At 65.5% G+C, this 24197-nt stretch carries 22 protein-coding genes and 1 pseudogene; 16 read left to right on the top strand and 7 right to left on the bottom strand.

The features are described 5' to 3' along the window. The first annotated feature begins 69 nt into the window (after window positions 1-69). The 10 genes and pseudogenes from nudE (at window position 70) to ROV95_RS08865 (ending at window position 7455) form a co-directional block, all read left to right on the top strand. Entirely contained in the window at window positions 70-633 is a 564-nt protein-coding gene (gene nudE / locus ROV95_RS08910) for an ADP compounds hydrolase NudE (RefSeq protein WP_019660090.1), read from the top strand. After that, a complete protein-coding gene (gene cysQ / locus ROV95_RS08905; protein WP_021203306.1) occupies window positions 630-1433 on the top strand; it encodes a 3'(2'),5'-bisphosphate nucleotidase CysQ in 804 nt (267 codons plus the stop codon). Before nudE ends, cysQ begins: the two co-directional genes overlap by 4 nt. Window positions 1434-1446: 13 nt before the next feature. Beyond that, window positions 1447-2286 (top strand): nucleoside triphosphate pyrophosphohydrolase, encoded by an 840-nt coding sequence (mazG, locus tag ROV95_RS08900; RefSeq protein WP_111102081.1) that lies wholly within the window; start codon window positions 1447-1449, stop codon window positions 2284-2286. Continuing rightward, window positions 2283-2612 carry a YnfA family protein gene (locus ROV95_RS08895; protein WP_010482716.1) on the top strand — a complete coding sequence of 110 codons (330 nt, stop codon included), beginning with the start codon at window positions 2283-2285 and terminating at the stop codon, window positions 2610-2612. The genes mazG and ROV95_RS08895 overlap by 4 nt, the downstream gene beginning before the upstream one ends. A gap of 125 nt (window positions 2613-2737) precedes the next feature. Beyond that, window positions 2738-3040, top strand: a complete 303-nt coding sequence (locus ROV95_RS08890) for a DUF962 domain-containing protein (protein WP_019660087.1) — start codon at window positions 2738-2740, stop codon at window positions 3038-3040. Between the two features lie 66 nt (window positions 3041-3106). Then, a pseudogene (locus tag ROV95_RS08885) lies at window positions 3107-4067 on the top strand (SPFH domain-containing protein). 1 nt (window position 4068) lies between these two features. Further along, on the top strand, window positions 4069-4512 hold the full coding sequence (locus ROV95_RS08880; RefSeq protein ID WP_180877680.1) for an NfeD family protein: 444 nt from the start codon (window positions 4069-4071) through the stop codon (window positions 4510-4512). Window positions 4513-4634: 122 nt separating this feature from the next. Next, a complete protein-coding gene (gene gcvT, locus ROV95_RS08875) occupies window positions 4635-5747 on the top strand; it encodes a glycine cleavage system aminomethyltransferase GcvT (RefSeq protein ID WP_312544021.1) in 1113 nt (370 codons plus the stop codon). Window positions 5748-5841: 94 nt separating this feature from the next. Continuing rightward, window positions 5842-6237, top strand: a complete 396-nt coding sequence (gene gcvH, locus ROV95_RS08870) for a glycine cleavage system protein GcvH (protein WP_019660083.1) — start codon at window positions 5842-5844, stop codon at window positions 6235-6237. A gap of 774 nt (window positions 6238-7011) precedes the next feature. Further along, the gene (locus tag ROV95_RS08865; protein WP_312544019.1) at window positions 7012-7455 is read left to right on the top strand and encodes a hypothetical protein; all 444 of its coding nucleotides are present in this window, start codon (window positions 7012-7014) and stop codon (window positions 7453-7455) included. A gap of 238 nt (window positions 7456-7693) precedes the next feature. Here the strand turns inward: ROV95_RS08865 and ROV95_RS08860 are convergent, their stop codons facing one another. Then, complete coding sequence (locus tag ROV95_RS08860) at window positions 7694-9097, bottom strand: serine hydrolase domain-containing protein (protein ID WP_019660081.1); 1404 nt, start codon at window positions 9095-9097, stop codon at window positions 7694-7696. A gap of 284 nt (window positions 9098-9381) precedes the next feature. Here ROV95_RS08860 and ROV95_RS08855 point away from each other — a divergent pair, with 284 nt between their 5' ends. Both ROV95_RS08855 and ROV95_RS08850 read left to right on the top strand, forming a co-directional pair. Next, window positions 9382-10710: an MFS transporter gene (locus tag ROV95_RS08855; RefSeq protein WP_227844691.1), complete on the top strand. Its 1329-nt coding sequence runs from the start codon at window positions 9382-9384 to the stop codon at window positions 10708-10710. 30 nt (window positions 10711-10740) lie between these two features. Then, complete coding sequence (locus tag ROV95_RS08850) at window positions 10741-11091, top strand: DUF1304 domain-containing protein (RefSeq protein ID WP_312544018.1); 351 nt, start codon at window positions 10741-10743, stop codon at window positions 11089-11091. A gap of 497 nt (window positions 11092-11588) precedes the next feature. Here ROV95_RS08850 and ROV95_RS08845 read toward each other — a convergent pair whose 3' ends face one another. The 3 genes from ROV95_RS08845 to ROV95_RS08835 form a co-directional block, all read right to left on the bottom strand. Further along, window positions 11589-12056 carry a hotdog fold domain-containing protein gene (locus tag ROV95_RS08845; protein WP_312544016.1) on the bottom strand — a complete coding sequence of 156 codons (468 nt, stop codon included), beginning with the start codon at window positions 12054-12056 and terminating at the stop codon, window positions 11589-11591. Window positions 12057-12131: 75 nt separating this feature from the next. Beyond that, window positions 12132-14609: an acyl-CoA dehydrogenase gene (locus ROV95_RS08840; protein WP_021204706.1), complete on the bottom strand. Its 2478-nt coding sequence runs from the start codon at window positions 14607-14609 to the stop codon at window positions 12132-12134. Continuing rightward, complete coding sequence (locus tag ROV95_RS08835; protein ID WP_312544014.1) at window positions 14606-15523, bottom strand: alpha/beta hydrolase; 918 nt, start codon at window positions 15521-15523, stop codon at window positions 14606-14608. The genes ROV95_RS08840 and ROV95_RS08835 overlap by 4 nt, the downstream gene beginning before the upstream one ends. A gap of 141 nt (window positions 15524-15664) precedes the next feature. Here ROV95_RS08835 and ROV95_RS08830 point away from each other — a divergent pair, with 141 nt between their 5' ends. After that, window positions 15665-16267, top strand: coding sequence for a TetR/AcrR family transcriptional regulator (locus ROV95_RS08830; protein ID WP_005418411.1), 603 nt, complete (start codon window positions 15665-15667; stop codon window positions 16265-16267). 138 nt (window positions 16268-16405) lie between these two features. Here ROV95_RS08830 and ROV95_RS08825 read toward each other — a convergent pair whose 3' ends face one another. The 3 genes from ROV95_RS08825 to ROV95_RS08815 all read right to left on the bottom strand — a co-directional run bounded on the left by ROV95_RS08825 (window position 16406) and on the right by ROV95_RS08815 (window position 21412). Beyond that, complete coding sequence (locus ROV95_RS08825; protein ID WP_312544013.1) at window positions 16406-19168, bottom strand: TonB-dependent receptor; 2763 nt, start codon at window positions 19166-19168, stop codon at window positions 16406-16408. Between the two features lie 385 nt (window positions 19169-19553). Beyond that, window positions 19554-20402, bottom strand: a complete 849-nt coding sequence (locus tag ROV95_RS08820) for a hypothetical protein (RefSeq protein ID WP_134732305.1) — start codon at window positions 20400-20402, stop codon at window positions 19554-19556. A 116-nt stretch (window positions 20403-20518) separates the two neighbouring features. After that, window positions 20519-21412 (bottom strand): Hsp33 family molecular chaperone HslO, encoded by an 894-nt coding sequence (locus tag ROV95_RS08815; RefSeq protein ID WP_021204702.1) that lies wholly within the window; start codon window positions 21410-21412, stop codon window positions 20519-20521. A gap of 77 nt (window positions 21413-21489) precedes the next feature. On the opposite strand from ROV95_RS08815, the gene mtgA reads away from it, so the two are divergent. The 3 genes from mtgA to ROV95_RS08800 are packed head-to-tail and all read left to right on the top strand — an operon-like array spanning window position 21490 to window position 23696. Further along, window positions 21490-22239 (top strand): monofunctional biosynthetic peptidoglycan transglycosylase, encoded by a 750-nt coding sequence (mtgA, locus tag ROV95_RS08810; protein WP_312544012.1) that lies wholly within the window; start codon window positions 21490-21492, stop codon window positions 22237-22239. Window positions 22240-22285: 46 nt separating this feature from the next. Next, window positions 22286-23305: a glycosyltransferase family 2 protein gene (locus ROV95_RS08805; RefSeq protein ID WP_312544011.1), complete on the top strand. Its 1020-nt coding sequence runs from the start codon at window positions 22286-22288 to the stop codon at window positions 23303-23305. Further along, window positions 23265-23696 carry a CBS domain-containing protein gene (locus tag ROV95_RS08800; protein ID WP_312544009.1) on the top strand — a complete coding sequence of 144 codons (432 nt, stop codon included), beginning with the start codon at window positions 23265-23267 and terminating at the stop codon, window positions 23694-23696. The genes ROV95_RS08805 and ROV95_RS08800 overlap by 41 nt, the downstream gene beginning before the upstream one ends. Window positions 23697-24197 lie beyond the last annotated feature (501 nt).

The raw sequence follows: 24197 nt of genomic DNA, 5'->3' as shown, positions 1-24197 counted from the left end.
CATGAACATGTTGCTGCCTGCACATTCTATCGGCACCGGCGCAGGCGCCGGCCGCCGCGGAGATTCCACATGAACGATGACCGTGCCGGGCGTCGCTTGCCGATCATCCATCGGATCACCGATGAGGAGAACGGCCCCTTCCAGCGGCAGCATCTGGACCTGGAGTTCTCCAACGGCGAACGCCGCCGGTTCGAACGTCTGGTCAGCCGAGGTCATGGCGCAGTGGTGGTGGTGCCGATGCTCGACGACGAGACCGTACTGCTGGTACGTGAATACGCTGCCGGCATGCACCGCTATGAACTGGGGTTGGTCAAGGGGCGGATCGATGCCGGCGAGACCCCCGAGCAGGCCGCCGACCGCGAGCTGAAGGAAGAGGCCGGTTTCGGCGCGCGCCGGGTCGATGTGCTGCGCGCGATGACCCTGGCCCCGACCTACATGAGCCACCAGTCGTGGCTGGTGGTGGCACGCGACCTGTACCCGGAAAAGCTGGCCGGCGACGAGCCGGAAGAACTGGAAGTCATCCCGTGGAAGCTGGCCGAGCTGGACCAGCTGATGCTGCGCGAGGACTTTTCCGAGGGGCGCTCGCTGGCGGCACTGTTCATCGCCCGCCAGTGGCTGCAGGGACTGCGATGATCAAGCTGACCACGGACCTGCGCGAGACCGCCATCGCCATCGCCCAGGACGCCGGACGGGCCATCATGCAGGTCTATGCCGATGGCTTCGATGTACAGATCAAGGACGACAGCAGCCCTGTCACCAGTGCCGACCTGGCGGCCAACCAGGTCATTGAACAGGGCCTGCAGCAGCTGACCCCGGACCTGCCAATCCTGTCCGAAGAATCGGCACAGGTGGCCTGGGAGCAGCGCCGCCACTGGGGCGCGTACTGGCTGGTCGACCCGCTCGACGGCACCCGTGAATTCGTCAAGCGCAACGGCGAGTTCAGTGTCAACATCGCGCTGATCTACCAGGGCGCACCGGCCTTCGGCGTGGTGCTGGCCCCGGTGACCGGCATCGTCTGGCATGCCATGCGCGGCGAGCTGGCCTATCGCCGGCAGGGCCTGCACGACACCGTGCTGCGCACCCGCACGCCGGCCACCGCACCGCTGCGGGTTGCTGCCAGCCGCTCGCACCGCTCACCGGAAACCGAGGCCCTGCTTGCAAGGATGGGCCGCATCGAGACCATCGCGCAGGGCTCGTCGCTGAAGTTCTGCCGGATCGCCGAAGGTGGCCTGGATGTCTACCCGCGGCTGGGCCCGACCTCCGAATGGGATACCGCCGCCGGCCAGTGCGTGCTGCACGCCGCCGGCGGCGCGGTGCTGTCGGCCGCGACCGGCAAGCCGTTCCGTTACAACCGCCGCGAAACCCTGTTGAACGGCGATTTCATTGCCCTTGGTGACACCAGCCTGCCATGGCGCGACTGGTTGTCCGATTGACCCTGGAGGCCGCATGAGCGCGCACGACACTCCCACCACCGGCAGCGCCGCCACCCATGAGCTGGAGCGCCTGCTGGCGATCATGGCGCGCCTGCGCGACCCGCAGGGCGGCTGCCCTTGGGACCTGGAGCAGAACTTCGCAACCATCGCGCCATACACCATCGAGGAAGCCTACGAAGTGGCCGATGCGATCGATCGCGGCGATCTCGATGATCTTTGCGATGAACTGGGCGATCTGCTGCTGCAGGTGGTGTTCCATGCGCGCATGGCCGAAGAGCAGGGCAGCTTCGCCTTCGCAGACGTGGCCCGCGCGATCAGCGACAAGATGCAGCGCCGCCACCCGCACGTGTTCGCCGAGGTGAGCGTCGACGATGCCCACGGCGTGACGCGCAACTGGGAGGCGATCAAGCGTGCCGAGCGTGCGGCCAAGGGCGAGCAGGACACCTCCGCACTGGCCGGCATCTCGCGCGGCTTGCCGGAGTGGCAACGTGCGGTGAAGCTGCAGTCGCGCGCGGCCAAGGTCGGTTTCGACTGGCCAGGTCCGCTGCCGGTGCTGGACAAGGCGGCCGAGGAACTGCAGGAGCTGCGCGAGGAGTTCGAGCGCGGGGATATCGCCGGCAACAAGGCGCGCCTGCAGGAAGAGCTGGGTGACCTGCTGTTCGTCTGCGCCAACCTGGCCCGCCATGCCGACATCGACCTGGGTGCGGCGCTGCGCGGGGCCAACCACAAGTTCGAACGTCGCTTCCGTGCGATGGAAGCGCAGGCCGACGCGCAGGGGGAAGCGCTGGCCGCGATGGACCTGGAGGCGCAGGAAGCGCTGTGGCAGCAAGCCAAGGCAGCGGAGAAAGCGTGAAGACACTCGGCCTGTTCCTGCTGACCGCGCTGGCCGAGATCGTCGGCTGCTATCTGCCGTGGCTGTGGCTGCGCAAGGGCGGCAGCATCTGGCTGCTGCTGCCGGCGGCCGCCAGCCTGGCGCTGTTCGCCTGGCTGCTGACCCTGCACCCGACCGCCAGTGGGCGGGTCTATGCCGCCTACGGTGGGGTCTACATCGGCACGGCGCTGTTCTGGTTGTGGCTGGTCGACGGCATCCGTCCCAGCCGGTGGGACCTGTTCGGTGCCGCCCTGTGCCTGGCCGGCATGGCAGTGATCATGTTCGGTCCGCGCACCTCATCGGTGTAGGGCCGAGCCATGCTCGGCCGCTCTTCCTTCCCACTGCGCCGGCGCGCGCAAGCCGAGCATGGCTCGATGCTGCAAGGGCAGCGATGGTGCATGATGGTGGCGGCCCTGGTTCCCGGAGCACGCGCATGTCCCGCTTCGCCAGCTTCCGCGAGTTCTATCCGTTCTATCTCAGCGAGCACCGCCACCCGGTTTCGCGGCGGCTGCACTTCATCGGCAGCTGCGGCGTGCTGGTGCTGGTCATGGCAGCGGGCCTGCGCGGGCAGCCGATGCTGTTGCTCGCTGCGCTGGCCTGCGGCTATGGATTCGCCTGGGTCGGCCATTTCTTCTTCGAGAAGAACCGTCCGGCCACCTTCCAGCATCCGCTGTACTCGTTCATGGGCGACTGGGTGATGTTCGCCGACATCCTGCGCGGGCGCGTGCCTTGGTAGTTCCGCTGTGAATGTGGCCTTCACGCGCTATGCTGGGGCCTGGACGTCACAGATAAGGAAAGCGAGATGTTCCCGACCATGTTCTTTACCGTGGTACTGGCCTTCGTGGCCGTGGTCATCCTGTTCAAAGCGGTACGGATGGTGCCCCAGGGCTTCGAATGGACCGTCGAGCGCTTCGGGCGCTACACGCACACCATGACGCCGGGCCTGCATTTCCTGATCCCGATCGTGTACGGGGTGGGGCGCAAGGTGAAACATGATGGAGCAGGTGCTGGATGTGCCCAGCCAGGAAGTGATCACCAAGGACAACGCCGCCGTGCGCGTGGACGGCGTGGTGTTCTTCCAGGTCCTGGATGCCGCCAAGGCTGCCTATGAGGTGGCCAACCTGGAAGTGGCGATGATCGCCCTGGTGCAGACCAACATCCGTACCGTGATCGGCTCGATGGACCTGGATGAATCGCTCAGCCAGCGCGAGGTGATCAATGCCCAGCTGCTGAGCGTGGTCGACCATGCCACCAATCCCTGGGGCGTGAAGGTCAACCGCATCGAGATCCGCGACATCCAGCCGCCGCGCGACCTGCTGGATGCGATGGCGCGGCAGATGAAGGCCGAGCGCGAGAAGCGCGCGCAGATCCTCGAGGCAGAGGGTTCGCGCCAGTCGGAGATCCTGCGTGCCGATGGCGAAAAGCAGGCTACCGTGCTGGAGGCTGAGGGCCGTCGCGAAGCCGCGTTCCGCGATGCGGAGGCCCGCGAGCGCCTGGCCGAGGCCGAAGCCAAGGCGACCCAGATGGTGTCGGCGGCGATTGCCGAAGGTGACGTGCAGGCGATCAACTACTTCGTCGCCCAGAAGTACGTCGAGGCGTTCAAGGAACTGGCCAGCTCGCCGAACCAGAAGCTGGTGCTGATGCCGATGGAGGCCAGCGGCGTGATCGGTTCGATCGCTGGCGTGGCCGAACTGGCCAAGCAGGCACTGGGCGACCAGACCACCAAGGCCGCAGGCAAGCGGCCACCGCCGATCGGAGGCTGACATGCGCTGGGAAGTCGTCGGTTGGGGCGCGTTGGCGCTGCTGCTGTTCGCGGCAGAGGCGTTGGCACCCGGGGCGTTCATGCTGTGGATCGGCATTGGCGCAGCGGCCGTGTTCGTTCTGGTTGCGGTGTTCAGCGGCATTCCGTTGCTGTGGCAGGTCGTTGCCTTCGTCGTGCTGAGCGTGGTCTCGATCCAGTGCTACCGGCGCTGGGGCAGGAAAAGGGCGCGGCCCAGCGATGCGCCGTTGCTCAACCGCCGTGCCGAGCAGCTGGTCGGTCGGGTGGTGCCCTTGCAGCAGGGCATCGTCAGCGGGCAGGGCCGGGTCAGCATCGATGACGCGTCCTGGCCGGTGAGCGGCCCGGAGCTGCCGGCGGGTACGTGGGTACGGGTGCTGGCGGTAAAGGGCAGCACGCTGCAGGTTGAGGCTGCGGGCCGCTCCTTGTAGAGCCGGGCCTCTTCGTGCGGGCGTCGCGTGGGCTCGGCTCCGGCGCTGCGCTGCGGCGCGACCTGTGGGTGACCGATCTGGGATAATGGGGGTTCTTGTTTCCTCTGCTGCCGGACCCGGTCATGACCCAGAAGACGCTGCTCAACGATACCCACCGCGCCCTTGGCGCCAAGATGGTCGATTTCGGGGGTTGGGACATGCCCATCCACTACGGCTCGCAGCTGGACGAGCACCACCTGGTGCGCCGTGAGTCCGGTGTGTTCGACGTCAGCCACATGACCGTGGTCGATCTGCGTGGTGAGCAGGTCAAGCCGTTCCTGCGCCGCCTGCTGGCCAACTCGATCGACAAGCTGAAGGTCACCGGCAAGGCACTGTACTCGTGCATGCTGAATCCCCGTGGCGGCGTCATCGACGACCTGATCGTCTACTACCTGGGCGACGACTTCTTCCGCATGGTGGTCAATGCCTCGACCCGCGAAAAGGATCTGGCCTGGCTGCGTGAGCAGGCCGCACCGTTCGGCGTGTCCGTCGAGCAGCGTCCGGACCTGGCCATCCTGGCCGTGCAGGGGCCGCAGGCGCGCAACATCGTCATCAGCCTGGCCCGCGAAGCCGACCGCGCCGCGCTGACCAAGCTGGGCCGCTTCGCCGCCCTGCAGGTGCAGTCCGACGATGGCGTCGAGCTGTTTGTCGCCCGCACCGGCTACACCGGCGAAGACGGCTTCGAAATCCTGCTGCCGCAGGATGCCGTGGTCGCGTTCTGGAACCGCCTGCTGGCGGCAGGCGTGAAGCCGGCAGGCCTCGGCGCGCGCGACACGCTGCGCCTGGAAGCCGGCATGAACCTGTACGGCCAGGACATGGACGAAGAGATCAGCCCATATGAGGCAGCATTGGCCTGGACCGTGTCGCTGGACGAAGGCCGCGACTTCATCGGCCGCGGCGCGCTGGAAGCGCAGAAGGCTGCCGGCACCGCGCGCCAGATGATCGGCCTGGTGATGGACGAAAAGGGCGTGCTGCGCCACGGCCAGGCAGTGACGACGGCCAGCGGCGAGGGCGAGATCCTGTCCGGCACCTTCTCGCCGACGCTGGCCAAGGGCATCGCCTTCGCCCGCGTGCCGGCCGGTGAACTCGGCCAGGTCACCGTCGACATCCGCGGCCGGCAGGTGCCGGTACGCGTGGTCAAGTTCCCGTTCGTGCGCGAAGGCCAGGCCCAGCCCGGCGTGCTCGCCGACGCCTGATCCGAACGTGCCGGTCGTCACTGACAGCAGTGGCGGCCGGTTGGTTACACTAGCCCCGTTTTTTCCACCCCCTGCATATCTCTGGAGCAGTCCCATGAGCGAGATCCCCGGCGACCTCAAGTTCCTCAAGTCCCATGAGTGGGCCCGTGTCGAAGGCAATGGCCGCGTCACCGTCGGTATTTCCGACCACGCCCAGGGCCTGCTGGGTGACCTGGTCTACGTCGAACTGCCCGAAGTCGGCGCCGAGGCCAAGGCCGGCGAACAGATCGCCGTTGTCGAGTCGGTGAAGGCCGCCTCGGACGTCTACAGCCCGATCAGCGGCAAGGTCGTCGAGGTCAACTCGGCCCTGTCCGACAAGCCGGAAACCATCAACGAAGATGCCTACGGCGAAGGCTGGATGTTCGTGGTCGAACTGGCCAACGCCGAAGAGGTCAACGATCTGCTGGATCCGGACGCGTACGCCGAAGTCCTGGAGAGCGACGACCACTGAGTCGCGCTTGCGGATTCTGAAACGGCCACCTTCGGGTGGCCGTTTTCGTTTTGGCGAGTGCGTCGGACTCATGACGGCCGGTTCGCTTGGCACCCTCGGCGTGGCATCAGCGGACTGACAATCGGTGCCGATCGGCGTGCGCAGTTTTGCGCAAATCCGCGTTTCCGCCCCGCGCCGACGTACTCGGATGTGAAAACTTTTTGCCCCCCGTTGCGGCGCCGTTGTGCTGGCGTTGGTGCCAGCGGCAGCCGGTGCTGGCGATGTGTGCACGCAGTGGCCACCGACGTGCATGCATCTGCGCAGAGTGCTTATTTCAAGTACTTTTTGTTCAACGCTTGCATGGTTGTTGCTGCAGGCAGCATGCGTGCGTGGCGCTTCGGCGGTCGTCGAGCGCGGAGCGTGGCGACCGTGCAGGCACCACCATGGATGGCGCGGATGTGAAAATTTTTCGCGGGGGTTGTTGACAGTAAAAAAAACCGTGATTAGGTTTCGCCTCAGCAGACCTTGCCTGCCCAACCGAGTGCGCAGAATCAATCGTCCGATGCGAAGCAGCCCCTTCAAGACCACCGCGACCCTGATGACGGTGGACATGGCCCCGCTTCCCCCGGAGAAATGCAAGGCAACTCCCGTTCCGATGCCCGCTCCGCCGATCGAGGCTGGCATTGCCGCATCCGTAACGGCGCGCCTGACGCGCCGGCGGTCCCCGCACGCAGCATCCGCGGGTTTGATCCACCTGGGCGTTTCAACTCCCTATCACTGACGAGGAGCCATCCCATGGCAACCAAGAAAGCTGCGAAGAAAAAGCCCGCCGCCAAGAAAGCGGTGAAGAAGGTCGCGAAGAAGGCCGCTGCCAAGAAGGCAGTGAAGAAGGTCGCGAAGAAGGCGACTGCCAAGAAGGCGGTGAAGAAGGCTGCGAAGAAGGTCGCCAAGAAGTCCACTGCCAAGAAGGCCACCAAGAAGGTAGCCAAGAAGGCCACCAAGAAGACTGCCAAGAAGGCAACGGCCCGCAAGCCGGCCAAGAAGGTCGCGAAGAAGGCAACTGCCAAGAAGGCCGTCAAGAAGACCGCCAAGAAGGCAGTGAAGAAGACCGCGAAGAAGGCCACCAAGAAGGCTGCCCCGAAGAAGGCAGCCAAGAAGGTTGCCAAGCGCAAGCCGGCCGCCCGCAAGAAGAAGGCCGCTCCGGTCGCTCTGCCGGCAACCCCGGCACCGCTGATCTAAGTACTTCCCGATAGCCGCATCCTGAAACCCCTTCCCTGGCTGCCCAGCGGGGAGGGGGTTTTTTTATGGGGCCATTGCCAGCACCGAGCCATGGCCGACTGCCTTTCTGACGTTTGACGCGCTGCATCTGTGGAGCAGGGGCCTGTCTTCCGAGCTGGCCGGGCATGGCCAGGTCCTACAAAACACAAAAAGGGCGGCCCCCAGGCCGCCCTTGATGCTCACGGTCGAGCCCGCCGGATCAGCGCGGGGAAGCCACCGCGCGGTTGCTCGAGGCGCCCTTGCCCTTGCGCTTGTCCTGCTGCTGCGCAGGGCTGCTGCCCTCGGCCATCAGGTTGTCGCTGCCGAAGTCGGTGTCCACGTCCAGCCAGCGCTGCGCCGGCAGGCCGAGCGCGGAGTCGAGCACGGTCGGCAGCAGGCCGCTGGGCAGGCTGCTTTCGCCGTTCCACATGATGGCGATGCCCAGATCGCGTTCCGGCACCAGCGCGACCAGGCCGCGGTAACCCTGTACGGCACCGGCATGGAACACCACGTCGTGGCCGGCGTAGTCGAAGGTGCGCCAGCCCAGGGCATAGCCCGCCGAATGCAGGCGCTCACGGCGCCAGCCTGAACGCATCTCGCCGGGGGTGCTGATCAGGCTCGAATGCAGCGTGGCCAGCAGCGGTGCCGGCAGCACGTCGGGGCGGTGGCCGGTGTGGGCGAGCAGCCACTGCGCCATGTCGCTGGCACTGGCATTGACGCCGGCCGCCGGGGCGACCCGGTAGTAGGTCGGCTTCGGCGTCAGCGAGACCCAGCCGTTGCGGCTGCGCACGTGCGGACGCGCCCAGCGCGAGCTGGCCTGGATGCCGGCCAGGCCGAGGCTGGCATCGTTCATGCCCAGCGGCTTGAAGATACGGCGCTCGACCGACTGCTCGTAGAAGCTGCCGGAGGCCGCGTAGACGACATCGCCGATCAGGCTGAAGGCCACGTTCTGGTAGGCATAGCACTCGCCCGGCAGGCACTTCAGGCTGGTGTTGGCCAGTTTCTGGGTCAACGCGTAGTACTCGGCGTTGCCTTCGATGTCGCGGTCGTAGGCGTTGTACGGCAGGCCGACGCGATGGCTGAGCACGTCGGCCACGGTCAGGCGATCAGTGGCTTCCGGCGAGTTCAGGCGGAAACCCGGCACGTAGTCGGTGACCTTGCTGTCCCAGCGCAGCGTGCCGTCGTTGACCAGCAGGCCGGCCATGGTGCCGGCGAAGGCCTTGGACAGCGAGGCCAGGCGGAACACGGTGTGCGCATCAACTGGCAGCGGATTGTTGACGTCGGTGACGCCATAGCCGCGCGCGCTGAGGATACGGCCGCCCTGCACGATCGCCACCGCCATGCCCGGCACGCGTTCGCCATAGGTGAGCTGCTGCGCCATCGATTCGATGTTGGCGACGTTGAAGCCGGGCGCCGGGGCCTGCACGCGGGGCACCAGGCCGGTGCGGTAGGCCGCTGGCTGGGTGTGGGCGACGGTGGGACCCGCAGCAGTTTCGATGTTGGTCGGCATCGGCGGCAACGCCGGCGGGGTCTGCGCGGTGGTGGACAAGGCAACGGGCATCAACATGCCCAGCAAACCGGTGGCCGCCGATCGGATCGGACGACGCAGGCTGTTCTTTTTCATCGGTTGGACCCGTGCGCGACTGCTGATGGCGATTCTAGCGCCGCTTTTCCCCTGTGCACAAACAAAGCGAAGATGAATGCGCATCTCGTTGAAAAAGTTGGCATTTTGACGCTCTGGAAGTGTGTCCGAACGTGTCGTTCCTGCCTCTCATGCCACTACGTTGCGGCCATCGGTGCGCGCGTCACGCTGGCGATGTTGCAGTGCATTGGCTAACGTACGCGCTTCACCGCCCCGGAGCCTGCCATGCCGCTGTCCAACCGCCGTCTTCTGGCGAGGGACGCCGCGTGAGCGCGGTGAAGGGCAAGGGGCCGCTGCGTGGGCTGACGGCGGCACTACGTGAGTCGCCGGCGCTGTGGTGGTCGTTCCTGTACTTCTTCTGCCTGCTCAGCGGCTACTACGTGCTGCGCCCGGTGCGTGAGGCGATGGCTGCCTCGGCTGACCTGGAGACCGTGTTTCCGCCGATGCTGATCGCCTGGTTCGCCAGCCATGGCATCGCGCTGAAGGACTTCGTCCTGCAGTTCCTGTTCTCCTGCGTGTTCGTGATCATGCTGGTACTGCAGCCGGTGTACGGCTGGCTGGTCAGCCGCTTCCCGCGGCGGGTGTTCCTGCCGGCGGTGTATGGGTTCTTCATCGTCACTCTGCTGGTTTTCTATGCGTTGTTCGATAGCAACGTGCCGGGGCGCGGCATGGCCTTCTTCTTCTGGATCAGCGTCTTCAATCTGTTCGCGGTGGCGGTGTTCTGGAGCTTCATGGCCGACGTCTTTTCAAACGCGCAGGCGCGTGCCTTCTACGGATACATCGGCGCGGCCGGCACCATCGGTGCCTTCCTCGGGCCGTTCATCACCAGTGTGCTCGTGCAGAGGGTGGGTATTGCCAACCTGATGCTGGTATCCACCGGATTCCTGATGGTCTGCCTGTTCTGCATCTGGCGCTTGCGGCACTGGGCGGTGCTGCGCGAGCGTGAGCAGCGGCTGGTGTCGGGAGAAAAACCGATGGGCGGTAGTGTGCTCGACGGCCTCAAGCTGATCGTTCGGGAACCCCTGCTGCGTTGGCTGGCGATCATGGTGCTGTTCGGTGTGGGCATTGGCACCCTTTTGTACAACCAGCAGGCCACTATCGTGCGTGCCTCATTCAATGATGCAGGCGCCGCCACCGCGTTCTTCTCGCGTATCGACCTGGCGGTGAACGCACTGGCGCTGCTGATGCAGCTCGCCCTGACCCGCTGGCTGCTGTCCCGGCATGGCATTGCGCCGGCGCTGCTGATTCCTGGTTTCGCGATCCTGATCGGCTTCTCGGTGCTGGCGGCCTCGCCGATGCCGCTGATGGTCGCGGTGGTGCAGGTGATGACCCGCGCCAGTGAATTCGCGCTGGCCAAGCCGGCGCGCGAAACCATCTACACCCGCGTGGACCGCCAGTGGCGCTATAAGGCCGGCGCAGCGATCGACACGGTGGTCTACCGGGGCGCGGACCTGAGCTTTGCGTGGCTGCACAAGGGGCTGTCCCTGTTCGGCTCGCACGTGGTGTTCATGGGTGGCGTGGTGGTGGCCGGCTTCATGACCTTGGCCGCGTTCGGCGTGCTGCGCGAAGAAAAGAAACTTCCGCGCGACCGCTGACGCGGCCCAATCTTCCCGAGGAGAGAAACGATGTCGCTGATCGCGTTGCTGCTGACCGTGCTGGTCGCGGTGCTGCACCTGTACTTCCTGGTGCTGGAGATGTTCCTGTGGACCCGCCCGCTGGGCCTGAAGACCTTCCGCAACACGCCGGAGAAGGCAGAGATCACGCGCGTGCTGGCGGCCAACCAGGGCCTGTACAACGGCTTCCTGGCGGCGGGCATCGTAGTGGGGCTGGTGATCGATCAGCCAGTGCTGGTGACGTTCTCGCTGGCCTGCGTGGTGGTGGCGGGGTGCTATGGGGCGTACAGCGTGAGCCGCCGAATTTTCATGATCCAGGCGGTGCCTGCGATCCTGGCGTTGGTGTTTCGCGCGGTAGCGTAGTTTCCAGCCAACGGCGCAGCCCCTCGTGGGGTGGTCGCGTAGAGCTTGTCATGGGGGTGGCCGGGCGGGTTGGGTTCGCGGGGGACGCCGCAAGTACGTCCGTGTAGGCTTGGCCGCGGCATCCATGCCGCGGACACCCCCGCGAACCCAACCCGCCCGGCCTCAGACAGGTTCCGTGCGCGGCCAGCCCACGGAGAAGAAAAAAGAAGATCAAGAGCAACAGCGGGTCGCTGCGCTCGTGGATTCTGCGTGCATGGAAAAAAGCGGCCGATGGGTCGCTTTTGCTTTTGCTCTTCTTTCTCTCTTCCGTGGGGGACGCCGCAGAGATCCGTCCGAGGCCGGAGGGGGGGGCCGGGCGGGGTATCCGCGCTATGGATGGCGCGGCTAAGCCTCCAAGGACGGATTCACGGCGTCCCCGCCTGGCCCCACCCCCTCCGGCCCAACCGATAAACCGCATCCCGCGTCCACCCACGAGGGGCTGCGTCGTTCGCGGGAACCTACTTCGCCGGCGACATCCACATGTCGATGACCGCGCTGAACACTTCCGTCCCCGCCCGGTCGCGCAGGCTGACCGTCACCGGCAGCGCATAGCCTTCGGCCGCGACGACAATCGGCTGTGCCGGCAGCGCCACCGCCTGCAGCGTGCCTCGTGCCTTGGCCAGGTACTGCACCTGCATCCCCTTCGGGATCCAGCGCATGCCCTTCGGCAGCGATGCATCGACCATCAACCCGGCGGTCAGTTCGGCCAGGTTGCACATCGCGATCGCATGCACCGTGCCGATGTGGTTGCGTACCCTGCGGCGGTCGGCCAGCGTCCCTTCGCAGCGGCCGTGTTCCAGGCGGGTGATGCACGGCGCGATGCTGGCGAAGTAGGGCGCCTTGAAACACACCGCGCGCGAGAAAAGCCAGTTGCCAGCAGGCCAGCGCTGCAGGCGATTGTAGAGCGAGAGCAGGGGCGTGGACATGGTGGAATCCCGTTCGGCGGATAAAGCGACGGCGGGCCCAGGCCCGCCGTCGAAGGCAACGCGTGTCGCGGGCGATCAGGCCGCCTGCGAATGCGGGTCCTTGTGCTGGCGGTCGTAGTAGCTGGCCGCGCGCAGTTCGTGGGTGTCGAAGTCGTCCACGGTGATGGTGTCCAGGGTGAGCGTGCGCAGCTCTTCCAGCAGGCTGCGCTCGTCCTGGGTGATCACGCCCTCGGCCACGGCCTCGTCCAGCTGGCTCTTGAAATCCAGCGCCTCGATGCCCTTGCTCTTCAGCGCCTTGAGGAACTTGCGCTCCACCGGCTCGGCCATGATCGCCTTGCTCAGGTAGCTGTTGATGCGGCCACCCGGGTTGTTCTCGCACGGGGTCAGGAACACGCCACTGGCCAGGCGGTCGCGGGCTTCGTTCGGCGCCATCAGCAGGGCGGCGACACGGCGGCTCAGGCGATCGCCCGGCGCCTCGGCACGACGGCCCAACGGGAAGATGAGCGCCCACATCAGCCAGCCGATCGGACGGATCGGGAAGTTGCGCAGCGCGGCCGACAGCGACTCTTCGATCTTGTGCACGCTGTCATGGAAGGCCCAGGCCAGCAGCGGCTGGTCGGCCTGCGGTGCACCTTCGTCGTGGTAGCGCTTGAGCATGGCGCTGGTCATGTAGACATGGCTCAGCACGTCGCCCAGGCGGCCGGACAGCGATTCCTTGAACTTCAGCTTGCCGCCGAGGGTCATCATCGAGATGTCGGCCATCAGGGCCAGGTTGGCCGAGTAACGGTCCAGCTTGCGGAAGTAGCGGCGGGTGTAGGCGTCACCCGGAGCGGCGCCGAAGCGCGCGCCGGTCAGGCCGAACCAGAACGAACGCACGGCGTTGGAGATGCCGTAGCGGATGTGGCCGAACAGGCTGCGGTCGAACTCCTGCAGGCCGGCACGGGTGTCCGGATCCTGCGCCGCCTTCATCTCCTTCAGCACCCATGGGTGGCAGAGGATCGCACCCTGGCCGAAGATCAGCAGGCTGCGGGTCATGATGTTGGCGCCTTCCACGGTGATCGCGATCGGCGCGGCCTGCCAGCTGCGGCCGGCGAAGTTGCGCGGCCCCAGGATGATGCCCTTGCCGCCGATCACGTCCATCATGTCCGAGATCACTTCGCGGCTCATGGTGGTGCAGTGATACTTGGCGATGGCCGACGGCACCGACGGCACGTCACCGCGGTCGACCGCCGCGGCGGTGGCCTGCGACAGTGCGCTGATCTTGTAGGCCTTGCCACCGATGCGGGCCAGCGCCTCCTCGACGCCCTCGAAGCGGCCGACCGACAGGCCGAACTGCTTGCGGATGCGTGCATAGGCGCCGGTGACGGCCGCACCGGCCTTGGCACCACCGCTGGCGGTGGACGGCAGGGTGATCGAGCGGCCTACGGCCAGGCACTCGTTGAGCATGTTCCAGCCCTTGCCGGCCATGGCCGCGCCACCGATCAGCTGGGTCAGCGGGATGAACACATCCTTGCCCCGGATCGGACCGTTCTGGAAGGTCGAGTTCAGCGGGAAGTGGCGACGACCGATCTCCACGCCGGCTGTGTCGCGCGGCAGCAGGCCCAGGGTGATGCCGATATCGCGGGTATCGCCGATCAGGCCATCGGGATCGTACATGCGGAAGGCCAGGCCGATCAGCGAGGCGACCGGTGCCAGGGTGATGTAGCGCTTGTCGAAGGTCAGCTTGACGCCGAGCACCTGCTCGCCGTTCCACTCGCCCTTGCAGACGATGCCGTAATCGGGAATCGAGGTGGCGTCGGAACCGGCGAACGGACCGGTCAGGCCGAAGCAGGGCACTTCACGGCCATCGGCCAAGCGCGGCAGGTACTGGTCCTTCTGTTCCTGGGTGCCGTAATGCACCAGCAGTTCACCCGGGCCCAGCGAGTTGGGTACGCCGACGGTGGAGCTGACCACCGAGGACACCGAGGCCAGCTTCTGGATCACCTTGTGGTGGGCCAGCGCGGAGAAGCCCAGGCCGCCATATTCCTTCGGGATGATCATGCCGAAGAACTTGTTCTTCTTGATGAAGGCCCACAGCTCCGGCGGCAGGTCGGCATGGACGTGGGTGATTTCCCAGTCGTTGACCATCGCGCACAACTCTTCGACGGGGCCATCAAGGAAGGCCTGTTCTTCGGCAGTCAGCTGCGGCTTGGGGTAGTTGAGCAGGATGTTCCAGTCCGGATCACCGGTGAACAGTTCGCCCTCGAATCCGACCGAACCGGTTTCCAGCGCGATGCGCTCGGTTTGCGACAGCGGCGGCAGCACCTTGCGGAACACCTTCATCATCGGGCCGGTCAGCAGCGGCTTGCGGATGAACGGCAGCAGCAGCGGCACGGCGATGACGGCCAACACGGCGGCCGCCACGATCGTGGCGGTCTGGTTGACGTAGGGGATGAACCAGCAGGCGACCAGCAGGGCCACGCTGATCAGCGTCCAGGTAACCAGCCGCATGCGGTGGTAGGCGACGAACGCGCCTGCCAGCAGCAGGGCGAGGAAGGGAAGAACGATGCTCATGAGCGTGCTCCGGTGACGTGCTCGTTTGTGGCGGACGAAGCCGCAGCATCCGCTGCGGGCAACACGTCCAGATAGTCCAACACAGTAGCGGTAAAGGCGTCGTTGTCATCGCCTGCGACCATATGCGTGGCCTGCGGCAGTTGTACATGGCGCGCGTGCGGCGCCAACGCCAGGAATTCGGCCACGGTCTGCGGCGTGACCAGATCGCTGCGGCCGCCGCTGACCAGCAGCAGCGGGCACTTCACCTGGCGCGCGGCCTCGGCCAGTGCGTCCTGGTGCTGCTCGCTGTCGCGGGCCAGTTCGGCCACCAGGCGCGGGTCCCAATGCCAGCGCCAGCGGCCGTGTCCGTCTTCGCGTAGCAAGGCACGCAGCGACTGCTCGGATTTGCGCGGGCGGTGAGGCATGTAGGCCGAGATCACATCGGCGGCCTGGGCCAGCGAGGCAAAGCCGTCGGGATGGGCGGTCATGAAGGCGAGGATGCGTTCGACGCCGGCGATATCCCAGCGCGGCGTGATGTCGACCAGTACCATCGCCGAGAACAGGCCGGGCCAGCGCGACTCAGCCAGCAGGCCGAACAGCCCGCCCATTGACGCTGCAACGAGCACCGGCGCACGCGGCTGTTCACCGGCCAGCACGATCAGGTCATCAGCGAACTGTTCGCCGTGATAAGGCAGGTCGGCGGCATTCCAGTCTGAATCGCCATGGCCGCGCGCGTCGTAAGCGAGTGTCTGCAGGCCGGCCGCAGACAGGGCGCGTGCGGTGGCGTTCCAGGCGTGGCGGGTCTGGCCGAAGCCGTGCGCGAACAGCACGCGACCACGACGACCGTGCTCGCTGGCCGTGGCCGCGAGGCGGGCGCCATGGGCGGCCTCCAGGCGCAGGTCATGGAACGCAGCGGGAGTAGGGGACATAACCATACTTGCTAGTATGGATCGCTTGCGGGGGAAGTCAATACTGCATCGTATGGTGCGTTGCAGGTTAGGGTCCAGGGGGGGCTTTGACGGTTTCGCCTGCAACGGCGTACTGCAACGAACCCCGGCGTATGGTTAAATCAGTCCATGAATCAACCTGACGCTTCCGCCGGCGAACCGCGCGCCGGCCGCAACAGCCGCCTGAGTGCCGAAGACTGGGCCCAGGCGGCCCTCGACCTGATTGCTGAACAAGGCGTAGGCGCCGTTGCGGTGGAACCGCTGGCGCGGCGACTCGGCGTGACCAAGGGCAGTTTCTACTGGCATTTCCCTTCGCGCGATGCATTGCTGCAGGCGGCGCTGGAGCGCTGGGAACTGTTCGAACAGGAACAGGTGTTCGGCAGCCTGGAAGACGTACCGGATCCGCGTGTGCGCCTGCGCCAGCTGTTCCAGATGGTGGCGCATGAAGTGCAGCCGCACATCATCTACAGCGAGCTGCTGAAGGCGCTGGACCATCCGATGGTGCGGCCGGTGATCGACCGGGTTTCGCAGCGTCGCCTCGACTATCTGGTTGCCTCGTTCCGCCAGGCAGGGCTCAGCTCGACCGATGCACGCCATCGCGCACGCCTGGCCTACGCCGCCTATGTCGGCTTCCTGCAGTTGTCGTTGCAGCTGCAGCAGCCGAAGCAGGCGCGCGAGGATTTCGAAGCCTACGTGGAGCACCTGATCGAGACGCTGATTCCCAACGGTTGAGCGTTGTTGCTTCGTTGAGTGCAGAAGGCCGCGGCAATTGCCGCGGCCTTTTTCGTTGGGTGCTGCCGCAGCTTGGAATGCACAAAAAACAACGGCCCCTTGTGGGGCCGTTGCTGCATCAGCCGATCAGTGGATCGATCAGAACTTCTGCTTGTACTGCATGTACATGTAGCGGCCCGGCAGGTCGTACTGCGGGTCGAACATGTTGTACGAGGTCGAGTACGAGACCGGCGGGTTCTTGTCCCACACGTTGTTCAGGCCGACCATGATGGTGCCCTTCCACGGCGTGTTGTAGCGGAACTGGACGTCGTGGTAGGTGGTCGCGCCCATGTGGTTCTCGCGGTTCTCGGGATCCGAGCAGTAGTTGCGCAGCGAACCACCCAGCAGGCAGGACTCGGTCATCCCCGACTTGTAACGCAGGCCGTAGTTGACGCCGAAATCACCATAGGACCAGTCGACGTACAGGTTGGAACGGATGCGCCAGTACGGATCCTGATCGAGGTAACGTCCCTGGCGACCTTCGACCTGCGAGTCTTCGGTGGCCTTGGTTTCCCACTTGCTCAGGTAGGTGCTGTCGAGGGTAATGGTGAACTGGCCGATCGAGGTTTCCGGCAGGCGATACAGGATGCCCAGATCCCAGCCTTCCACCTTGTACGACGCCAGGTTCTGCAGCGGCATGTCGACGTTGGTGATGGTGTAGCGCTCGGCGGCAGTGCCGTAGGTCGGGTCACGGGTGATCAGGCCGCAGTAGGCTGCCTGCTCAGCCGGCGAGCCGCCGTAGCAGTAGTTCATGATGTCCTGGATTGCCGGACGGGTGATGGCATCATCGATCTTGATCTGCCACCAGTCCAGGGTCACGTTCAGGCCGGTCACGAAGCTCGGGCTCCACACCAGGCCCAGCGTCTTGCTGGTCGAGGTTTCCGGCTTCAGGTTCGGGTTGGACTTCCAGGTGAACGGCTCGGCGGTCTGGGCGGCACCGGACTGCGGCACGCCGTCATCGTCGCGGGTATTGGGCTGCACGAAGCCAGCCGGAACACCCTGGGCAATACACTGCGCCAGCACTGCACCGGTCGGGCCATTGGCGGCCGCGCACGGATCGGCGTAGGTTTCGAACGAATCGCCATCACCTGCGAACAGGTTGCTGATGCTCGGCGCGCGGAAGCCTTCCGAGTAGTTGCCGCGGATCATCAGGTCGTCGATCGGCTTCCAGCGGAAGCCGAACTTGTTGTTGGTAGTGTTGCCGAAGTTGCTGTACTTCGAGTAGCGGGTTGCCGCGCTGAAGTCCAGCAGCTTGGCGCCCGGCAGATCGGCCAGGACAGGGATCGACAGTTCCAGGAAGAACTCGTCCAGGTCATAGCTGCCCTTGGTCGGCTTGGCGCCGTTGCCGGTGCTCAGGCCCGCAGCAATGAAGGCGTCCGGATCGAACTGGCCGGATTCCTTGCGGTACTCGTAGCCTGCGGCGAACGCCAGGGCACCTGCCGGCAGCTGGGCGATTTCACCGGAGATGTTGGCGTAGTAGCCCTTGGACACCAGGTTGGAAGAGTCGTGGGCGGTGAACGAGGTGTAGTCGATGGCACCCTGGCTGATCGAGCCTTCCGGGCCCAGCGCATTGACCGGCACGCAACCCTGGATGATGTCGCCACCCGGAGCGGTAACGCACACCGGCACGCCACCACGAAGCTCGGACGGACCATAGGCGTTGCGCAGGTTGGCCAGGTTGAACAGGCCATAGGTCAGGTCGTTCTGGTCAGTCTTGTCGTAGCGGTAGCCGACGTCCCAGTCAAAGTTGCGATCGGCGAACTCGAAGAAGCCTTCGAAGCCACCGTAGAAGTGCCAGTTCTTGACGTTCTGGTTGAACGAACGGCCGCCACTCTCGTTGAAGCGACGGTTGACGCCGGTCAGGTCCTCACCGGTCGGGTTGTACATGCTGTCCTTGCTCAGGCGCATGCCGGTGACGGGCATGGCGGCCAGCAGCTGTTCGGACTTGCGCTCGTTGTACATCGCCTCGGTGCGGAAGGTGACGTTGTCGGTGATGTTGTACGAGCCCGATGCGAACAGCGAGGTGCGCTCCTGCGGGGTCAGCAGGTAGTTGTCCGGTGCGGTGTTGTAGCCGTGGACGTTGGCATTGAACGGCGTTTCCACGCCGTTGATCAGGACATAGCGCTCGTCATTGCGCAGGTAGGAACCCGGCATGCCGGTGCTGCTCTGGCCGTCGAAGAACGGAGGGCCGCCGGCGGAGATCTTGCGATCACCAGCCATGACCTTGTCTTCCTTCACGTAGGAGACACCCAGCATCAGCGACGCGCGATCGGTGGTGGTACCGATGGTGAAGTCGGCTGCTTCGCGTTCGCCGTCACCAGCGCTGTACTGGCCCTTGTAGAAGTTGGCTTCCGCGCCATCGAAGTTCTGCTTGGTGATGATGTTCACCACGCCGGCGATCGCGTCCGAACCGTAGATGGTCGACGCGCCGTCCTTGAGGACGTCGATACGCTCGATCATCGCGGTCGGGATGGTGTTCAGGTCGACGCTGCCATCCAGACCGGTGGTCCAGCGACGGCCATTGACCAGCACCAGGGTACGCGCAGAACCCAGGTTGCGCAGGCTGATGCCGGCCGAGCCATCACCGCCGTTGTTGAACGTACGGTTCAGCGCGGCGCCGTTGGCGGCGACGCGCTGCAGGATGTCGGCGACCGAGGTCACGCCCTGCTTTTCGATGTCGGCGCGGGTCAGGCTCAGGACCGGCTGCGAGGTTTCGATGTCGGTGCTCTTGATGCGCGAACCGGTGACCGAGATGCGGTCAAGGTTGGTCGCTTCCTGAGCCTGGGCGGTGGCTGTGGACGCCACACCGGCAACGAGCGCGACCAGAACGGCGTCGCGCAGCTTGTTGGACTGGAAATTCATTGGCTCTCTCTCTCCAAGAAATCTTGGCTGGGTTAATGCCCGGCGGGGGAGCGAAAAGCGCTCCCAAATCGCGAGGGCTGAACCGATAGTAGCGGGCGTTGGCCAAGAATTAAAGCTGCGTTAATCAAGCCTGTGATTTTGGTAAAAATGAAATTTCACACTGGAAATCAAAGGGTTGAAGTGCACGTGCGCTGACAATGTCTCGTTTGTTAGCGCAAAGTGACGAAAAAAGTTCTCGTTGATGTGTATCACAGTGTGTCGGCATGCGTTGCGCGGTATCCAGTACGCCGAAAAGCGCGCTGCGTGTATCACGAGCGCGCACATGCAACGGGCGCCTTTCGGCGCCCGGAAGAAGTCATTGCAGTGAAGACCCACGTGGGCCGGGTCAGAGATCCTGTTCGTAACGCACGTACGGCACGGTGCCGTCGTCATTGCTTTCATTGCGCGGGGAGAACGGATTCTTGCCCCGGCTGATCACGTTCTCGGCGCCAACGGTCAGCTGGCCGGACCACGGGGTGCGCCAGGTCAGGCCGATGCCCAGGCCTTCCCACTTGCCAGGCTTGCCCGGCACGTCGATCACGCGGCCGATGATGCTGCCGGTGAAATTGCCGTACCCGGCGCCAATGCTCAGGCTTTTGCTGTCCCAGCGGTCGGCGATGGACGGCGCTGCGTCGGCCAACGGTACCAGCCGCGCCTTGGCGTAGGTACCGGCAATCGAGACAAAACCCTCGCGGCCGATGTTCTTCTGCGCGAACACGGTCAGATCGTTCTGCTCGGCGCGCAGCGAGGGTGTCTTGTTCGGGCCGGACAGCCACGCCGGCAGGGTTTCACGGCCCGCGCCCGCGGTGATGCCGAGGCGGCCGCTGCCGCGGTTCAGCGCGGCAGTCCCGGTGAAGCGGCGGCTGTTGAGGTCGTCATCGTCACCCAGGCTGGCCAGCATGCAGTGACTGGCCAGGCCGCTCATGCTGGTCCCGCTGCTGCTGTTGCAGAGCAGGCCCAGCGAATCGCCGGACGACAGGCCGAAGGCCGCATCCAGCGAGTTGCGGCCGAAGTGCCAGCGGGCGCCGGCAGCCTGTTCACCGGTGGGCTCCAGGTACAGCAATGCCTCGACCTTGCCGCTGCCCTTGTTCCATACCGGCAGCACGGTCCGGGTGTCCTTGCTCTGCGCGTGCGCGCCCGTGATCGCGCCAAGGGCGATCAGCAGGGCCAGCGGTAGACGCAGGAAGGTACGCATCGGACCAGTTCAGACAAGGGCGGACAACGGAAGTTCCCGTAGAGACGGGAACTTGATCGTAGGGTGTTTATGAATTCTTAACAAGCCTTGATCCCCCCAGATGCAAGACAAGCTGTTCACTGAAGCCGTTCGGGCGCCGGTACAGTCCCCTCGGCACCGTGGAACAGTATGCCGAACTCCGTCAAAGGAAAGTGATACTCCCGCCCGCAGAATTCGCAACGGACCTCGACGGCGCCGGTGTCCGCAGCCGCGGCACGTGCCTCGTCCTCGCCCAGCGACTGCAGCATCGATGCGACCCGCTCGCGGGAACAGGAGCAGGCGAAGGACAGCGGCTTGTCGCCCATCAGTTCCGGCTTCTCCTCGTGGAACAGGCGGTGCAGCAGCTGCTCGGCCGGGGTGGCCAGCAGTTCGGCCTTGCCCAGGGTCTCGAACAGGGCGCTGGCACGCGCCCAGCCGTCCTCGTCACCCTCATCGCCTGGCAGCTTCTGCAGCAGCAGGCCGGCGGCGCCATTGCGGTCGGCGGCCAGCAGCAGGCGCGTCGGCAGCTGCTCGGACTGGCGGAAGTAGTCCTCGAAGGCCTCGTCCAGCTCCGGTGCGGTCAGTGCGACCAGGCTCTGGTAGCGCTGCGGCTCGCGCGGGTCCAGGCCCGGGTTTTCGATGGTGATCGCGAGAAGGGCGTCATCGCCCAGGCTGGACAGGTCGCGCGGCGCATCGGCCCCCTCGCTGAGCTGGGCGATGCCGCGCAGGGTACCGGCGGCGGTGCATTCGGCGAACAGGGTGCGCAGGGCGGTGCTGCTACGCAGCTGGATCGACAGGCGCCCATCGATCTTGGTATGGCCAGTGAACAGCGCCGAGGCAACACAGGCCTCGCCGAGCAGTTCGGCAGCGGTGTCCGGGTACGCGGCGTGGGACAGGATTTCCTGCCAGGTGGCCTGCAGGCGCACGTGGACGCCACGGACGCCAGCGTCGGGCAGCAGGAAGCGGATCAGGGAATCGGGGTTGGCGGTCATCGGCTCACATCGCGCGTAAACGGGGGCGGTTGCCGGATAATGCGCCGACAACCAGATAGAAGAAGGATGCACCAGTAATGGGGGCAGGGGGAGAGCAGCACAAGGTGGAGGCGGCCGCGGACCTCCCGCGCCGCAGGCGCTGGCGCTGGAAACGGCTGCTGTGGCTGCCGGTGTTGCTGGCGGCCTTCAGCTGCCTGCAGGTGCTGGTGCTGCGGTTCATCGACCCGCCGGTATCCACGGTCATGCTGTGGCGCTATGGCGAGGCGCTGGGCGAGGCTGACTGGTCGTATCGACTGCATTACCAGTGGCGCGACCTGGACCAGATGGCGCCGAGCCTGCCGATCTCGCTGGTGGCGGCCGAAGACCAGCGCTTCCCCGTCCACAATGGCTTCGACCTGCAGGCCATCGAGAAGGCCCGCGACCACAACGCCAAGGGCGGGCGCCTGCGGGGGGCCAGCACGATCAGCCAGCAGGTAGCCAAGAACCTGTTCCTCTGGCAGGGCCGCAGCTGGATCCGCAAGGGCCTGGAAGTCTGGTACACGGTGCTGATCGAAGCGTTGTGGCCAAAGGAGCGCATCCTGGAGATGTACGCCAACATCGCCGAGTTCGGTGATGGCGTGTACGGAGCTCAGGCGGCGGCGCAGAAGTTCTGGGGCAAGGACGCGGCCAGGTTGAGCCCGGCCGAGAGCGCGCGGCTGGCGGCGGTGTTGCCGGCGCCGCGGCGCTACAACGCGGCAAAGCCAGGGCCGTACGTGCAGCGGCGTGCGGCCTGGATCCAGCGCCAGGCACGGCAGCTGGGTGGGGCCGCGTACCTTTCGGAAGAGTGAGCGCGCGCTGCCTGATCTGCGGGCGGCGGCAACGTACAATCCGGGCATGACCCGCGAACGGCTTACTTTCGTCATCGCCGCCTACAACGAGGCCCTGGCATTGCCGTTGCTGCATCCGCGGTTGTGCGCGGTGCTCGACGCGCTGCCCGACATCGACGGCCACATCCTGTACGTGGACGACGGCAGCCATGACGGCACGTGGGAGGTGATCGCCCGCCTGGCCCAGTCCGATGCGCGGGTTTCCGCACTGAAGCTGTCGCGCAATTTCGGCAAGGAAGCGGCGCTGACCGCCGGGCTGGACCTGGTGCGCGAAGGCGCGGCGATGATCCTCGACGCCGACGGCCAGGATCCGCCGGAACTGGTGCCGCAGTTCGTCGCGCGCTGGCGTGAGGGCCATGACAACGTGTATGGCACGCGCATGGCCCGCGACGGCGAGGCCTGGATCAAGCGCGCCACGGCGGCGATGTTCTACCGGGTGATCGGTCGTCTGTCACGCACGCCGATCCCGGCCGATACCGGTGATTTCCGCCTGCTGTCGCCGCGTGCGCTGAGCGCGCTGCGCGAGATGCGTGAGCGCCACCGCTTCATGAAGGGGCTCTTCAGTTGGGTGGGTTTCAAGCGGATCGCGGTCCCCTATCACCGCCATGCGCGCGTGGCCGGCACCAGCAAGTTCAGCCTGTGGCGGCTGTGGAACTTCGCGCTGGAGGGCATTACCGGCTTCTCCACCGTGCCGTTGCGGGCGGCGACCTACCTGGGGCTGGTAACGGCGGCGGTGGCCTTCGTATTCGGTGTGTGGGTGATCATCAAGGCGGCGCTGTATGGCGACCGGGTGGCGGGCTGGCCGACGATGATGGCGGTGATCCTTTTCCTGGGCGGGGTGCAGCTGATCGCGCTGGGCCTGATCGGTGAGTACCTGGGGCGGCTGTACGAAGAGTCCAAGCAGCGGCCGTTGTACCTGGTTGACACGTGGCTAGCATCCGCCGTGGCAGACTCTGCCCTGCAACCCACCTTTGGAGGGCAGGCAGATGACCATGGTACGGCAACTGTTGGACGGCAAGTCTCCTGAAGTGCATGCGGTCGCGCCGGAGGCGGCGGTGATCGATGCGATCCGGCTGATGGCGGAAAAGGGTATTGGTGCGGTGCTGGTGATGGAGGGGCCGCGGCTGGTCGGCATTCTTTCGGAGCGCGATTACGCGCGCAAGATCGTGCTGCGTGATCGTTCCTCACGAGATACGGCGGTGGCCGAGATCATGACCGCACAGGTAGTGACGGTCTCGCCGGGCGAGCAGGTGGAGCATTGCCTGCAGCTGGTGACCGACTACCGCATCCGCCACCTGCCGGTGGTGGAAGGCGCGCAGGTGCTGGGGGTGATCTCGATCGGCGACCTGGTAAAGTCGGTGATCGATGCGCAGCGGCGCGAGCTGGACCAGCTGCAGCAGTACATCGTCGCCGGGTGAGGGTGTCGCTGGCGGGCCTGCGGCCCGCCGGCCCGCTTTTTGAAGCCACAGCCAAAGCCAAAGCCAAAGCCAAAGCCAAAGCCAAAGCCAAAGCCAAAGCCAAAGCCAAAGCCAAAGCAGCGCCTTCCTGATACGTTGGGAGGCGGAGGGTGCGGCTGGGCAGGACACGCCGTAAACCCATCCATGGGGGCTCGGTGGCGCCATCCATGGCGCCAACGGTCCTGCCCAGCCGCACCCTTCGCCTCTGGATACATTTCTGCGAGCGCGGTGTTTGCATGCGCGGTGCCTCGCCTTTGGTAGCTGCCAACCTTGGTTGGCAGCAGCTTTTGACTTTGCTTTTTCATTGACTTTGAATTTCCGCTCTCGTTCCGCGCGCGCAGGAAACTGTCGGGAGCCGGAGCAAGGCGGCAGGCAGGACAGTGAGGCGCATGGATGCGCCGACCGAGCCTACAGGGACGTATTTACGGCGTGTCCTGCCTGTCGCCTTGCTCTGGCTCTACG

This window comes from Stenotrophomonas maltophilia group sp. msm1 (assembly GCF_032025805.1).
GTDB classification, from domain to species: Bacteria; Pseudomonadota; Gammaproteobacteria; order Xanthomonadales; family Xanthomonadaceae; genus Stenotrophomonas; species Stenotrophomonas hibiscicola.
Note: the sequence above shows the minus strand (reverse complement) of the source record. Positions and strands in the feature narration are given on the sequence as shown.